This window comes from bacterium (genome assembly GCA_030652805.1).
GTDB lineage: Bacteria > JAHJDO01 > JAHJDO01 > JAHJDO01 > JAHJDO01 > JAHJDO01.
On the sequence record JAUSPT010000096.1, the window covers coordinates 1 to 14,897 of the forward strand.

Annotated in this window: 15 protein-coding genes and 1 pseudogene; 13 read left to right on the forward strand and 3 right to left on the reverse strand. The window is 39.9% G+C overall.

Translation table 11 applies throughout. The annotated features are described in order from the left end of the window. The first annotated feature begins 262 nt into the window (after positions 1 to 262). From Q7J67_09280 to Q7J67_09290, 3 genes are all read left to right on the forward strand, one after another. Positions 263 to 1,120 (forward strand): hypothetical protein, encoded by an 858-nt coding sequence (locus Q7J67_09280; protein ID MDO9465472.1) that lies wholly within the window; start codon positions 263 to 265, stop codon positions 1,118 to 1,120. A gap of 64 nt (positions 1,121 to 1,184) precedes the next feature. After that, positions 1,185 to 2,084 carry an outer membrane protein assembly factor BamD gene (gene bamD, locus Q7J67_09285; GenBank protein MDO9465473.1) on the forward strand — a complete coding sequence of 300 codons (900 nt, stop codon included), beginning with the start codon at positions 1,185 to 1,187 and terminating at the stop codon, positions 2,082 to 2,084. After that, complete coding sequence (locus Q7J67_09290; GenBank protein ID MDO9465474.1) at positions 2,077 to 2,595, forward strand: LptE family protein; 519 nt, start codon at positions 2,077 to 2,079, stop codon at positions 2,593 to 2,595. Before bamD ends, Q7J67_09290 begins: the two co-directional genes overlap by 8 nt. On the opposite strand, the gene rpsT is transcribed toward Q7J67_09290, so the two are convergent. Beyond that, positions 2,582 to 2,947: a 30S ribosomal protein S20 gene (gene rpsT, locus Q7J67_09295; protein ID MDO9465475.1), complete on the reverse strand. Its 366-nt coding sequence runs from the start codon at positions 2,945 to 2,947 to the stop codon at positions 2,582 to 2,584. The two genes, Q7J67_09290 and rpsT, sit on opposite strands and share 14 nt — an antisense overlap. A 157-nt stretch (positions 2,948 to 3,104) precedes the next feature. On the opposite strand from rpsT, the gene Q7J67_09300 reads away from it, so the two are divergent. Beyond that, entirely contained in the window at positions 3,105 to 4,184 is a 1,080-nt protein-coding gene (locus Q7J67_09300; GenBank protein ID MDO9465476.1) for a DNA recombination protein RmuC, read from the forward strand. Beyond that, positions 4,181 to 5,131 carry a methionyl-tRNA formyltransferase gene (fmt, locus tag Q7J67_09305; protein MDO9465477.1) on the forward strand — a complete coding sequence of 317 codons (951 nt, stop codon included), beginning with the start codon at positions 4,181 to 4,183 and terminating at the stop codon, positions 5,129 to 5,131. The genes Q7J67_09300 and fmt overlap by 4 nt, the downstream gene beginning before the upstream one ends. Before the next feature lie 20 nt (positions 5,132 to 5,151). Here the strand turns inward: fmt and Q7J67_09310 are convergent, their stop codons facing one another. Further along, positions 5,152 to 6,348 (reverse strand): class I SAM-dependent RNA methyltransferase, encoded by a 1,197-nt coding sequence (locus Q7J67_09310; GenBank protein ID MDO9465478.1) that lies wholly within the window; start codon positions 6,346 to 6,348, stop codon positions 5,152 to 5,154. Between the two features lie 253 nt (positions 6,349 to 6,601). Beyond that, on the reverse strand, positions 6,602 to 7,588 hold the full coding sequence (locus Q7J67_09315; protein MDO9465479.1) for a DUF1284 domain-containing protein: 987 nt from the start codon (positions 7,586 to 7,588) through the stop codon (positions 6,602 to 6,604). 170 nt (positions 7,589 to 7,758) lie between these two features. Between Q7J67_09315 and rpe the strand changes: the two genes are divergently transcribed. The 8 genes and pseudogenes from rpe to Q7J67_09355 all read left to right on the forward strand — a co-directional run bounded on the left by rpe (position 7,759) and on the right by Q7J67_09355 (position 14,749). After that, positions 7,759 to 8,421 (forward strand): ribulose-phosphate 3-epimerase, encoded by a 663-nt coding sequence (rpe, locus tag Q7J67_09320; protein ID MDO9465480.1) that lies wholly within the window; start codon positions 7,759 to 7,761, stop codon positions 8,419 to 8,421. Next, the gene (ffh, locus tag Q7J67_09325; GenBank protein MDO9465481.1) at positions 8,414 to 9,736 is read left to right on the forward strand and encodes a signal recognition particle protein; all 1,323 of its coding nucleotides are present in this window, start codon (positions 8,414 to 8,416) and stop codon (positions 9,734 to 9,736) included. Before rpe ends, ffh begins: the two co-directional genes overlap by 8 nt. Positions 9,737 to 9,757: 21 nt before the next feature. After that, positions 9,758 to 11,065: a hypothetical protein gene (locus tag Q7J67_09330; GenBank protein MDO9465482.1), complete on the forward strand. Its 1,308-nt coding sequence runs from the start codon at positions 9,758 to 9,760 to the stop codon at positions 11,063 to 11,065. A gap of 24 nt (positions 11,066 to 11,089) precedes the next feature. After that, complete coding sequence (locus tag Q7J67_09335; GenBank protein ID MDO9465483.1) at positions 11,090 to 12,100, forward strand: tetratricopeptide repeat protein; 1,011 nt, start codon at positions 11,090 to 11,092, stop codon at positions 12,098 to 12,100. 96 nt (positions 12,101 to 12,196) lie between these two features. Beyond that, positions 12,197 to 12,424, forward strand: a pseudogene (gene rpsP, locus Q7J67_09340) (30S ribosomal protein S16). Between the two features lie 230 nt (positions 12,425 to 12,654). Further along, positions 12,655 to 13,341 (forward strand): tRNA (guanosine(37)-N1)-methyltransferase TrmD, encoded by a 687-nt coding sequence (trmD, locus tag Q7J67_09345; protein ID MDO9465484.1) that lies wholly within the window; start codon positions 12,655 to 12,657, stop codon positions 13,339 to 13,341. Positions 13,342 to 13,365: 24 nt separating this feature from the next. Further along, entirely contained in the window at positions 13,366 to 13,785 is a 420-nt protein-coding gene (gene rplS, locus Q7J67_09350) for a 50S ribosomal protein L19 (protein ID MDO9465485.1), read from the forward strand. Beyond that, a complete protein-coding gene (locus tag Q7J67_09355) occupies positions 13,724 to 14,749 on the forward strand; it encodes a ribonuclease HII (GenBank protein MDO9465486.1) in 1,026 nt (341 codons plus the stop codon). Before rplS ends, Q7J67_09355 begins: the two co-directional genes overlap by 62 nt. Positions 14,750 to 14,897 lie beyond the last annotated feature (148 nt).

Consider the following 14,897-nt stretch of genomic DNA (forward strand, 5'->3'; position numbering starts at 1 on the left):
CTGATGAGAAAACTGGCATATCTGAAATCAGGTGCTGGTATGACAATAGGCTTGTTGGTGTTCAAACAGCTAAAAATGAAGACCTAAATATTGTGCACTTTTAAACTTTAAACTGTGCACTTTTAAATTTTATCTAACAGATGAGAAATTCAAAAGTGTCAAGCCAAAATAGAAATGTTCTATTTTGGCTAATTAGGACATTATCATTTTGGTGTTACAGCGCTTGATTATTTAACATCTATGAGATATATTGAGAATCACAGTGGGAATCTTAAACAGAAAGTGTTACCTATGTGCCCAGCCAGCACAATTTATTGTCTTATTCTTTATTTGTGTAATAATAGTTGTGGGCCTGTGTCCTATGGCACAGGCTGCTGCGCCTTTCAGCCAAGCTAAACTGCCTTCTTACAAGTATGTATCGAAACATTTTATTGTGTATTCCTATAGCAAGAAAAGAGCTGCTTATTTAGCTAAAGAAGCTGAGGTTGTGGCAGGACGCGTTATAGGGCATTCAGGAGTTACGAGATTTGCCTCATGGAAGACAAAGGCAATTATTGTTTTATACAAAAATCATTCTGAATATGTAAAAGAAACAGGGCAGCCAGGTTGGTCAGGTGGAACTGCTGGAATGCTCACTCACGGTCCTCTTACCCATAGGGCAATCTACTTGTATGAAGACGCGCCAAACCTTTTTCCCAATATACTTCCGCATGAAATTACACATCTGGTATTTATGCAGATGATGGGCGCTAAAGCCAATATCCCTCTTTGGCTGAATGAAGGACTGGCAGTATATGAGCAAAAAGATAAGGGAAGGAGCTTAAAAATAATAGCAGCAAGAAATATGAAAAGCAATGACTATATAAAACTTGACGACTTAATTAAGTATGAAAAGGCGCCAGAGGGTAGGGCTGAGTTGTTTTATGGAGCCTCAGCAGGATTGGTTGAATATCTTTTTGTTGTTTTGAATAGAGCCTGTTATGTAAAAATGATCTCTCTATTAAAGCAGGGCGCTTCATCCTATGAAGCATTTCAGGGAGCATATGCTAAGGTATTCAAATCCTTTTCATCAATGGAAACAGGTTGGAAGAAATACATGATAAAGGAATATGCCCGCTAGACAGTTGACATAAATTCAATTATTCTGATAGAATCAAGACAGATATGGGATACATAAGTAAAAAATGAATAAAATATTTAGTGTTATTATTATCCTAATTTTTATCTTTACTACTGCGATTCCTGTGTTAGCTAGTCCTAAAGAATCTCCAAAAGAACAGTTTGAATATGCTGAAAGCTTTAAAGATAAAAAGCCCAAGAAGTGTCTTGCGGAGCACAAAAAGCTCCTGAAATTTTATAAAAACAGTTCCTTTGCAGAAAAGTCACAGCTTAGAATAGCTCAATATTATTATGATCAGCACCAGTATTTTACAGCAGCAAAAGAATACCAGAAGGCAATAGATGGTTATCACTCCCCGGATAAATTAGAGATGATTACGAATATACAGAAGAGGATTGCTAATTACTTTTTTGCAAATCCAACTGTGCACAAAAATAAAAAGAGATATGAAAAAGCTGCCATAGTATACAGTATGGCTATAAAGAACATGCCATTCTCAAAGAATGCTGATGAATTTCAATATAGAATAGGGCTTTGTTATCAAAGGGAAGGTAAGTTGGAAGAAGCTGCAAAGGAGTTTAGAAAACTTATAAGTAATTATCCTAATAGTGTCTGGGTAGACGATGCCTACTATTGGATAGCGATTTGTTCTATTACTCCCTCAAACAGTTCTTCTTATGACCAGAGCTCTACAGACGCAACAATGGACAAGCTTACCAAGTTTACTGAATCATTTCCCAACAGTAATCTTTGTTCTCTGGCAGAGCGTAAGATCAGAGAGCTTCAAGATATAAAAGCACAGAAGGATTATGAAATAGCAGAGTTTTATAATAAGCAAAACAACAAGGGAGCTGCAGAAATTTATTACAAACGGGTATTAAAAACATACTCTTTCAGTAAATGGACTGTTCTTGCAGAGAAAAAACTGAAAGAGATACAAACCAAGGGAGGTAAGAATGAATGAGAAGACGACTAAGGGGTTTTCAATCCCTAAAATTTTAATTGTATTTTTAATTCCTATTGTCCTAGCAGGGTGTGGATATACTACCAGCACAATAAGAGGTGCTGGAATAAGCTCTATATACGTGCCAATGTTTAAGAATGAGACCTATGAGCATAATGTTCATGTAACAGTAACAGATGCTGTCATAAATGAACTTATTCTGGATGGAAATCTGAGGCTCCTAAAGCATGAAGAAGCAGACACTATACTTGAGGGGCAAGTAATAAGATACAAGACGGAGCCACTTGGATATGATGAAAATAATGATGTAGAACAATATCGAATGGTAGTAACTACACAGGTTGTATTTAGAAATCTTAAGAAAGATGAGATTATCTGGACTCAAACTATTGAAGGTAGTATTGCTTATTATACTTCTGGCAGATTAGGAATGTCGGAGAAAGTAGCTGCAGATGAGGCTATTGAAAATCTGGCAAGAAATATTGTAAGTGAAGTTGTTAATTTTTGGTAGAACTGGGTTTCTCCATTTCTTCGCTTTTCTTGGATACAGATTCTTTTTTGTTTGACTTAGTACCTTTAGTATCTGCAGATTGAACAGATATGTATTCATTCACTTTTCGCATTATCACGGATTTTTTTCTGCGAGCAGTGTTCTTCTTAATAATTCCCTTAGTTGTAGCTTTGTCTATCAAAGAAACGGATTTACTTATTGGTTTTTGCAGGTCTGCTGCGCTTGCTTTTTTATCTATAAGCTGATCAATATTCTTTACAGCAGCTTTAATAGTTGTCTTCGTTGCTCTATTTTTTTTGTATCTTTTTTTATTAGTTCTTACTCTCTTAACGGCCGACTTATGTCTCTGCATGTGCACAATCTCCTTATGTATGTTTGAAGGTGATTCTATATATTAAAAAGCTTTTGTCAATAGAGAATTCAAGCTTATCAGGCTCTGTCGGTCCAAAATTCTCTTGAGTTTGCCTGTATTAAATGATAGCTTCTAGAGAAACTGGGAATATGCAGGTATGTCAGGTTATATTATAGTTATATTTGCTTTTTTATTTCTTCTGACATTAGCTCTTTTATTTAGGGATAGAAAGCAGTCGTCTGATCCACTTATACACCAGGAGATAAATAATCTAAGAGAACAGGTTAGTAAAACCCTCTCCGATAATAGTCAGGTTCTCAATCAGCAGATGTCCCTGATAATTAGCCAGATAAATACACAGCTGCAGAATAACATAAAAATGCTTGAAACAGCCAATAAGAGCTTTTCCGACAAACTGGAAGGAACAACCAAGGTAGTTGGAGATGTGCAGAATCGGCTTACGCAATTAGCAGAAGCAAATAAAAGGATATACGATATTGGAAAAGACATATCTTCTTTGCAGGAAATACTCAGAGCGCCAAAATTAAGAGGAGGCTTTGGCGAGTTCTTGTTGGGAGATCTTCTCTCTCAGATTATGTCCCCGGAGCACTATGAGCTTCAGTATACTTTCAAGAATGGTCAACGAGTTGATGCGGTTATTAAATTAGCTCAGCAAATGGTGCCGATTGACGCAAAATTCCCTCTGGAAAATTTTAAGAGACTGATTAGTGCAGAGGACAATATTGAGAAGGCACAAATAAGAAAAGCATTCGTAATCGATGTTAAAAAACATATTGATAGCATTGCATCAAAATACATACTGCCCGATGAAGGCACCTTTGATTTTGCCTTTATGTATATTCCCGCAGAGAACGTGTATTATGAAACTATAATAAAGGACGATAATCTGGGAGAAGAGAAAAGTATTTGCAGCTACGCTTTGCGCAAAAAAGTAATTCCCGTATCTCCAAACAGCTTCTATGCATATTTGCAGGCAATTCTACTTGGATTAAGAGGCATGAGGATAGAAAAGAGTGCGCAAACCATAATAAGCAATCTTGCCAGACTGCACGGTGATCTGGCGAGGTTTTACGAGGAATTTTCAAAGATAGGCACGCATCTCTATCACTCAAAATCCTCTTATGAATCAGCGGAGCGAAGACTGGAAAAATTCACAAATAAGCTGGAGAATATTGCTTCGCCGGATAAAAAATCCATCACGCTTGGTAAAGAATGACAAAAATTGTTTTTATGGGGACACCTGATTTTGCCCTGCCGAGTCTTAATGCTCTTATAAAAGCCGGGCATGATGTGATATGTGTTGTTACGCAGCCTGACAGGTCAAAAGGCAGACAAAGAGAGGTGATGGCTCCTCCTGTAAAATTATGTGCACAAGAGTACAATACTAAGATTCTTCAGCCAGAGACAATAACAGATGTATTAGTAAAGAGCCTTCAAGCACTCAGTCCTGAGCTCGTAGTTGTTGTAGCTTATGGCAAAATACTTCCTAAACAGATTCTGGATATTCCACGCTTGGGTTGTATAAATGCGCATGCGTCTTTATTGCCAAAATATAGAGGTGCAGCTCCAATGCAAAGAGCATTGCTTAATAGCGAGAAACAAACAGGTGTAACAATAATGTTTATGAATGAAAGAATGGATGCCGGTGACATTTTACTTCAAGAAAAAATAATGGTTAGCCCCTCAGATAACCTGGAAACTCTCCATGATAGATTAAGCAAACTATCAGCAAAATTATTAGTTAAAGCTATAGCACAAATAGAGCAAGGCACTTGTTCCAGAATCACTCAAAATCATGCAGAGGCGACGTATGCTCCAATGCTCAAGAAATCCGACGGTCTCATAGATTGGACCAGACCTGCAAAAGAAATTAATAATATGATAAGAGCTATGAATCCATGGCCAGGTACTTACACATTCCTAAACATATCTGGCAAAAAGAAAATGCTAAAAATACTCAAAACAGAAGTTTATGACAAATCCGCATACAGCAAAGAAAAAACAAGTGTTTTACTGGATATATTGAAGAATAAAGGCGGACTTGTAGGCACAGGCAAGGGACAACTTCTGCTTAATGAGGTTCAGCTTGAGAGCAGTAGAAAAGTATCTTTCGAAGAATTTATCAGAGGCCATCCTGTTAAGAAGGGGTTCAGGTTCCGATAGATCTCCGCAAATGCGGAGACTCAGAGGGATGAGCTCAGGTGTGTGATAGATTCGAAATATGCGGTGCGTGGAAACATGTCCACGAGTCCCGTGTCTATAAGTCGATAGCTATGGCTGGTCAGAAACTTCACGTCACGCGCCATTGTGTCTGCCGCGCATGACACATAAATAATATCGCGCGGTTTCTTTCTGCTCAAAATCTCGACTACCCGTTTCTCCAATCCGGCACGCGGTGGATCGAGTATTACCGTCGTGTTCTTAACATCGATATTGTTCAGCGCTTCTTCAAGCAGATCTTCTGCGTAACCATGACGGAACGCTACCGAATCAAGATTCAAGGCTCGTCCATTGCATATTGCTGCGTTGATTGCGTGCTTGTCTGTATCTATACCAAGTACTGCTTTCACTCCGATCTTTGCCGCTATGAACGCAAAAGTACCCACTCCGCAGTAGAGGTCTATAACCGCCTTGGGTTCAGTACGATTCAGTATTTCGGACAAACTATCAAAAAGGGCTTCTGTTATCCGCGGATTAGTCTGGAAGAAACTTTTTGTTGGAACACTGATATTGCCAAGGGGTGTTTTCTCAACCAGGCTCGGGCTGGAAGGCGCGATGTGATTGGTCCAATACACAGCGCCATCATGCTCTGTACATCTGAGATTGACCGATGTGCCGTAGCTGAACGAGTAATCTTTTCTAAGTTCTGTCAGAAGATTGTTAAGAGGGTCCATTGCCAATGGGCAATTCGGAATATCGAGAACGGTCTTATTGTCCTTCATATAGTATCCAAAAGTCCTGCTATCGTCTCTTCGCCCATTAACGTGCATAGATATCTTGTTCCTGTATCCAAGCACGGATGGGCACCGTATTGGCTCTCTGCAGGTCACTTCGTGGCATCCACCCATGTGTTCAAGAAGGTTCACAAGCTGTTTCTGCTTAAATTCTATCTCCGCATCATGCTCCATATGCTGGTAACAACATCCCTCGCATTTCTCGGCAAACTCACAAGATGGTATGATACGCGAGGACGATTCCTCCAGTATCTCCACCAGGTCGGCCTCGGCACAATTCTTCCTTTGCTTCCTGATTTGCACTCGCACCAGTTCATTTGGGAGCACACCGTCAACAAAGTAGACCATGCCATCCAGCCGCGCCAGGCCACGTCCGCGGTAAACCACATCTTGGATTCTCAATTTAATTGTATCTTTATTATTCATGTCAAATAGATAATCTCATTTCGTTTCGCATTTAAACATACATCATTGAACAGATTGCGTTCAAGATAGCGACTAATTTTATATAAATCAAGGGATTTTTGTGCGAAAATACGGGCTTTAGGCTTGCTTAAGGAGATGCAGCTTGAGGGTAGTAGAAAGGTATCTTTCGAAGAATTTATTAGAGGTCATCCCGTTAAAAAAGGTTTCAGATTCCGATAGTAAGCAGATGTCTTCTTTTGCCGTGCACGACTTGTCATCCCTCAACAAGCTCCTTCCTCAGCATCTCTCTGCCTTTCTCGTAGGTAGGGCACGGGGCAGGGATTTTGCCACATCCATCACGCCACACGGAAAGATCTGCGATGGTGTTGTCCAACGCGCAAATTCCGGCGGTTTTCGGAATGCGCTGGAAGATCAGCTTGTATAATTCCCTAGCTTTCATAGTGGTGCCGTATGTCAGCCCCAAAGCCTGCAGCACATTCAGATCTTTCATCTCGTTGTAAAGTCCTTGGGAACCCCCGCATGCATTCAATTCGAGTACGCGGCTTGGACACGAGGCGCACATCATCCAATCTGCGCCTGAGACGAGGGTAATAGGCGTTTCGGTGTTCTTGAGGATATGTTGGATCATCTCAGGCAGGTTGTCGGGCTCGTATGGAGGTCTCACGCCGTCACCATACTGAGACACGGCACACAAGAGGATGTGTGGGCGAATCTTGATCGTGTCGGCGTGGTACATGTCCTGCAGGGATATTCCCTTGTCCTCTTTCATCTCCTCTTGGCTTCGTGGAGGAATGATCGCGTTGATTCCCTTCGAATATCCTTTTTCGTAACATCCGCTGTTAGCATATGGACATCCGCGCCACGCTTCGGATGTGACTGTATCGTAGCCACATATTCCGAAAACGGAAGGGATTGCTTTAAACAAGCGCCCAAGAAGAACTCTTGCAGGAAGGATGCTTCCCGGGGCAAGATCCAGCCGCTGAAGAATATCCATGTCTCGCTTTCTATTAAACTCAGATCCTTCCGGAGTATCGTCTTCGGTGCCTGGGTCCTGATAAGAAAATACGCCACCCCCATTGCAGCGAAGGTTGACGGGCATGTCGGGGTTGTTCCTGACACTTTCGCGGAGTTTCCTGAGTCGTGCATTTCTTGAGATCAAGTCGTTTTCACCGAGTGAACACACGATACAAAGAAGTTGATATGGTCTGATAACTAGCATCGGATAGTCTTGGCACTTCATAATTCTTTCCTTTCAGTTGCTTTTATTTTAGAATAACTATAACAATTGTATGATTGTATAATGTTATGTGTCAAGTAAGATTTACCTTGCATTACTGGCATTTTCATTTCTTGAAACATAAGACGAAATGTGTTAAAAGAATGGAACTAATTTAGGAGAAATTTGGCCCAATGATAAAAATAGCGCCTTCAATCCTTTCTGCGGATTTTTCAAAACTTGAGCAAGAGGTGTATAGAGCTGAGGAAGCAGGAGCGGATCTTATACATATTGATGTTATGGATGGACATTTTGTTCCTAATATAACAATAGGTCCAGTAGTGGTAAAATCTATAAGAAACAAGACTAGTATTCCGCTTGATGTGCATTTAATGATTGAAAATCCAGACAAATACATAGATGCTTTTGCAGAAGCAGGCGCAGATATTATAACTGTTCATGTTGAGGCATGTGAGCATTTACATAAGACTTTTGATCATATACGAAAATTCTCCAAGACAGTCGGAGTTTCACTTAACCCTTCTACGCCTATTGTGCGTATAGAACACATTCTAAAACAGGTTGATATGGTTCTCGTTATGACCGTTAATCCGGGATTTAGCGGTCAGAAATTCATCAGATCTGTTCTGCCAAAGATAAAAGAGCTTAAGCAAATGATAGATAATGCAGGGTTACCTGTTGATATAGAGGTAGATGGCGGGATAGACGAAGTCACAGCAGCAGATGTTGTAAAAGCAGGTGCTAACATATTGGTTGCTGGAACCGCTGTATTTAAAGCGACTGATATAAAAGAGGCAATTGCAAAATTGCGGGGTAAGGGAAATAGTAATGCTTGAAATAATATCAGAAAAGTTTCAAAACATATTTCGCAATCTTAGAAAGCCGGGCAGGCTTACAGATGATAACATAAAGGCTGCATTACGGGAGGTACAACTTGTTCTTCTGGAAGCTGATGTTAATTATAAGGTTGTTAAAGAGTTTATTGGAAATATTAGTGAAAAAGCAGTTGGACAACAGGTACTTAGAAGCCTTCAACCAGGGCAGCAGGTTATAAAAGTAGTACATGAAGAACTGATCAATCTTTTAGGCAAATCAGCTTGCGGTATAAATATGGCAAAAGGGCAGCCTACGGTTATAATGGTAGTTGGCCTTCAGGGAGGGGGAAAAACAACAACAGTTGCTAAACTTGCAAAATATTTCACAAAACAGAATTATCAGTGCCTTCTGGCAGCAGCAGATATATACAGGCCTGCTGCAGTGAAACAGCTGGAAGTTCTCGGCAGCCAATTGAATATACCTGTTTTTTCAGGGCATAATGATCCTGTAAAGATTGCAACTGATTCTGTTAAGCTTGGTTCCAGAGACAACAAGGATATTGTTATTATTGATACAGCAGGCAGGCTTCATATTGACCAGACTCTAATGACAGAGCTGGTGGATATGAAAAAGGCTACAGGGGCACATGAAGTTCTACTGGTAGCAGATGCTATGACAGGCCAGGATGCAGTGAATATAGCAAGAGAATATCAGGATATTCTGGGAATAGATGGCATAATTCTTACGAAAATGGATGGAGATGCTAGAGGCGGCGCAGCAATATCTATATGTGCTATTACAGGTAAGCCTGTTAAATTTATTGGAAATGGCGAAAAACTCGATAATTTAGAATTATTTTATCCGGATAGAATGGCATCCAGAATACTGGGAATGGGGGATATTCTTAGCTTAATTGATAAGGCAGAATTCAAAGATAAAGCTGAACAGGAAAAAGCGCTTGAGAAGAAAATGAGAAAAGAAACCTTAACTTTAGAGGATTTTCTTGATCAGCTTAAGAAGATGAGAAAGCTTGGATCGATGCAGGAAATTTTACAAATGCTTCCTATGCAGGGTCAATTTAAAAATTTAAAGATTGATGAGGGGACTATAAAGAAACAGGAAGCAATTATTAATTCAATGACCAAGGAAGAGAGAAGAAGCATAGAGATAATTAACGGACAAAGACGAAAACGTATAGCTCGAGGCAGTGGAACAAATATTCAGGATGTTAACCTGCTTATTAAGAATTTTATTGCATCAAGACGAATGATTAAAGAATTAATAAAACGGGGAGGGTCTCTTGGCAAAAGAGGGCTGTTCCCCGGAATGATTTAAAAAACCATAAAAAGATATGATATGAAAAATTCAAAAATGATTAAAACTGTCCTAGCGTTTTTCCTGCTGAGTTTTCTTCTCACGGGCTGTGCTTCAACACGCTTTGCAACAACATTAAAGCCAGAGCATGGGATGGATAAGTTTGCGGTCTCAGATAATGTAAAGTTTTGTCTTGTTCAGCTTAATGCGGACCAAGACAAAAAATCAAATATGTATGTTGATGTCAAAGGAATAAAAATAACGGACATGAAACAACATGTCTCTGGTCTTTATCCTGATTTGTTGGGCAACGATTTTGGCGATATCCCCGTTTACGTTGATGTGAACAGTAAATGTTCCAACAGTGACTGGGGCGCGATGCTTACAGGGTTTACCATGGGTGTAATCCCGTTTCCGTCAGGGAGTGAAATTGAATGTAAAGTACGCACCCGGGTGACTGGCGAAGGTGAATGGGTAATTGATAAAACCGTTTCGTTTACTCGGACAGATAAGTTGTGGCTGACGCTTACAAGCCCATTGGGTCTCTTGCCTATCCCCGGAAGGTCAGATTTACCAAGGGTCTGCTTTCTTTTTGACTTAACTGGTAAGAAATCTATGGCGCGTTCAAAAAAACTGACCATGGACTCTTTAACCGAAGCTGTTGTCCGGAGCATAAGGCAGGCAGATCCTGACAAATTAAAGGCAGTGTCTGCATACCGCAAGTCAAGGATTCGGCAGGTCAGTATCAATGGGCAGTCTGTTTGGTCATTTCTGGGCTTTGGTTGCTCTTCTAAGGAACTTAAATCCAATGATATGGCCGCATTTTCCATTTATCGCGAGTATCCAACCTGGGATGCGAAACCTGTTGAGCAAGTGATTGTAGCGCGGCTGAAGGATGACATATGGCAGCCAGTAAATGGTTATCTGCGCAGTGTAAAAGAGTTGACGGCTGCTATGGTGGTTCTTGAGAATGGAAGACCTTCGAAGGCGGTTGTTAAGAAGATTGCCCACCCGCCTCTTGAGGACTTTATTGAATTACCCAACACCTATACAGCGAATGATCTGCGCTGGAACAACGGGATTCTTATAGAAGTCAAAAACAACACCCTGCCGTTGCTGATACGGGAAAAGAGCCGGGGAGATTTAACCAAATTTATAACACGGATTGAAAAGGCAATGCTGGTCTTGAACGAACGGGCGCAAATGGCTGACAACAAGGTGCAGCAGATAGTAGTGAATAAAGGTGACCCGAAGAACGTAAGCGAGTTCTCGGTGCTATATAATCAGCGCATTGCGATATTTGGGGCAATTCTTTCTGCCTTGAAACGATCTGGAGCAAGAGGCGAATAAACTAACTGGCAGATTAAACGAGGAATGACGATTAAAAAAGGTGTTTTGGCTTTTGTCTTGTGTTTTGCCATCGGTCTGCTGCAAGCTAACATGGCATTTGGTATAGACTGGGAACAGTGGCGAATACAAGACAATTCGTTGGGCTCATTTCCAGTCGGCGTAAAACAACCGGCTCCAGACCCCCGAAAGATTGAGGCTTTTAAACTGAATGAGAAGGGAAACCAAGCATACAAGGCGGGAAATTGGAAAGAGGCAATTGATTATTACAAAAAGGCCCTGATAAACTCCCCCAATGACGGGGTCATCAGGCAAAATTTGACGAACGCCCAAAACGCCCTCGCAGAAGAGAAAAAAAGGCTTGCAACATGGCAGCAACTAGAGAAAAAAAATAAAAAGAAAAGAGAAATGGAAAATAATCAATTGCAGATGCTTTTGTGCGCGAGCAATTTTCCAAAGGATGCCGTTGACGCGGCGGAAAAGGGCAATTATGAAGATGCAAGAGGTCTGAGTGCGCAGGCGCTGTTAGGTCAGGTAAGAGATACTAAGTACGGGTTTCTTGATGTGGTTGATCTGCCGGAGCCAGTCGGGTTTGACGAAGTCTGGAGGGAGAAAGAGAAACAGCTCATTGCGCTCAGGAAATCAAACCCGTATATTCCTGATAAATATAAGTCGCTAAAGCCGTCTTTTGTCCCACGCTTGTCTGACAAGAAGGTTAATGAATTAGAAAAAGAAACAGAATCTGCGGCTAATTCTTCAGCGCGGTTACATGATTATTTCAAGAAGTTAAAATTAGAAGAATATTATGTAGAATATAGAAAATGTAGAGACGAAATATCAGCAAAATATGGTGAGTCATTTGGTAAGGAACTAGATAAAGGATTTTGGAATGGTGTTAAAAAACTGGGTTCAGGAAGCATTACTATTAGTAGAGCGTTAGAGTTCCGCGAGATTTTTTCTAACATTGTAGGGGACTGTCTTACTAACGCGACCACTAAGATGGACGAAGCGATGAAAGAGTTGAAAGGGAAAAACTGAATTTTCACTTTGGCATATATTGTGTTATAAATATAATGAATTGGAAAAAGAGTTCATAGTGGGTTTAAAAACCAAAAACGATAAAAGGAGATTAAAATGCCAGTTACAATTAGACTAAGAAGATTGGGAGCAAAGAAGAAACCTTATTATAGGATAGTCGTTGTCGATTCCAGGGTCTCTACCAGAGGAAAGATTTTGGAGCAGTTAGGACATTATGGACCAGTAGATAATCCCAAAAAGGTAGATATTGACATCGAAAAGGTCAATATGTGGGTAAAGAAAGGGGCGCAGCTTTCTGATACAGTAAGGGGTATATTAAGTGGAGTTAAAAAATCCCAGAAGCAAGAAAAAGTTGTGAATAAACCTGTTGCAGAAGTGGAAGGTAAAGATAAAGGAAAAGGAAAAGGAAAAGAAGAAAGCAAGGAGAAGGCAACAAAAGATAAGGCCACACGCAAGACAACACCCGGTACCAAAGTAGCACAGGTTAAGAAGGGGAGTGGTAAGGGCAAGCAAATACAGAAAAAAAGCAAAAAGAAAATTAGCAGAGCGCACTAATGATAATACATGTTCTCACAATATTCCCAGATATGTTTAAATTTCCTCTGCATCAGAGTATACTAGGAAAAGCACAGGAAAGAGGGTATGTGGATATAAATATACACAATCTTCGAGATTTTGCTGATGGGATGAGAAGAACTACGGATGATACTCCATATGGTGGCGGCTGTGGCATGGTTATGAAACCTGAGCCAGTATACAAAGCAGTGGATCATATAAAGGAAGAATTCAAGATTGAAACCGAGAACACCTCTGTTATTCTTACCTGTCCACAAGGGGAAAGATTCAATCAGGATATGGCAAGGGAGTTAAAAGAGAAACATACCCTAATATTTATATGCGGAAGATATGAAGGCGTTGATGAACGAATTCGCAATTTAGTTAATAGGGAAATTTCAATAGGTGATTATGTGCTAACAGGGGGTGAATTACCAGCAATGGTTATTATTGATACTATTGCTAGATTAATACCAGGGGTGCTTGGCAATCAGGATTCTATAAAAACTGACTCTTTCTCTGGTCCTTTTTTAGGGTATCCTCAATATACGAGGCCACCGGTATTCAGAGGGCTCAGGGTTCCGAAAGTTCTACTTAGCGGCAACCATAATCAAATAGAATTATGGAGAAAGAAGAAATCTTTGGAAAGAACATTATTAAGAAGACCGGATATTTTGAAAAATTAAAATAACTTTTCTGGAGGAGATGATATGTCTAATAGAGGAAGTGTTCTGGATGGAATAAGTAAGTCGCAAAGAAAAGACAGTATCCCTGATTTTCGTATAGGAGATACAGTAAAAGTTCATGTAAAGATCGTAGAAGAGATAGCGGCTAAAAAAGGGAAGATGGGGCAGAAGAAAGAAAAGGCAGAGAGAAAAGAGCGTGTTCAAGTATTTCAGGGCATTGTGATTAGAAGAAAGGGAGGCGGCATCAGCGAGACCTTTACGGTAAGAAAAGTCAGCTATGGCGAGGGAGTGGAAAGAATATTCCCTCTACATTCTCCAAATATTACAAAGATCGAAGTCACAAGACAAGGCGCTGTCAGAAGGGCAAAACTATATTACTTACGTGAAAGAGTTGGAAAAGCAGCTAAGGTTAAGGAAAAGAAAAAACAGACTAAAAAAGTCTAAATGCATGTTTTTTTATGAAAACAAGTTATATGCACAGGGCAAAAACTTAATTGCGGGGCTGGATGAGGCCGGCAGAGGTCCTCTTGCAGGACCAGTTGTTGCAGGTGCAGTAATCCTTCCTAAATGTTGTAATATCCAGGGCTTAAACGATTCTAAAAAGCTCAGTCCCCAAAAAAGAGATAATTTATTTAATCAAATATATGATGTAGCGCTAAGTGTTGGTATTGGAATTGCAGATACAGAAGAAGTAGATAAAATCAATATATTGGCTGCCACACACCGCGCTATGAATAGAGCAATTGATAACTTAGATATCTCTCCGGGATGTATACTGGTTGACGGATTAAGAGTACCAAGTTTGAAAAAGCCGCAGATAGCAATTGTTAAAGGTGATTCAAAAAGCGCGTCTATAGCTGCAGCGTCTATTATTGCGAAAGTCACAAGAGACAGAATAATGATAGATTACGCAAAACAATATCCTCAGTATGGCTTTGAAAAACATAAGGGGTATGCTACACAGTTTCATCTTGAAGCAATAGCAAGGTTTGGCATATCTTCTATTCACAGAAGGTCGTTTTCTCCTGTTCTGGAAAAGGAGAATAAGCAAAGGGGAAAAATATCTTTAGGAGAATATGGAGAAGACTTTACATGTAGATTCCTCAAGACAAAGAGATATAAAATAATTGAAAGAAATTATAGGTCTCTATGGGGGGAAATAGATATTATTGCAAAGGATAAGGATACTTTGGTATTTATTGAGGTTAAAACTCGTTCGTCAGACAGATTTGGCCCGCCAGAAAGTTCAGTTACTCGCACTAAGCAGAATAGAATTCGTCGTATTGCAGAGGCATACATTAAAACAAGTAAGTATCGGAATCTCTGCTTTCGTTTTGATGTTGTCTCTATCCTGTTTGATTCAAAAAAGAATATGGTTGATTTTAAACTAATCCAGAATGCCTTTTAAGAACTTTATCACTACTGTCCCAACGTTTAAATTTTGTTTTAATGTAACCAATGTAGTATCAATATGTTAGAAGCAAAAAAGGTTTTTATTGATTTGAAATTTACATCATACTGTGGCCATTCTTCTGTCAAAGAACAGAAAGGAGTGG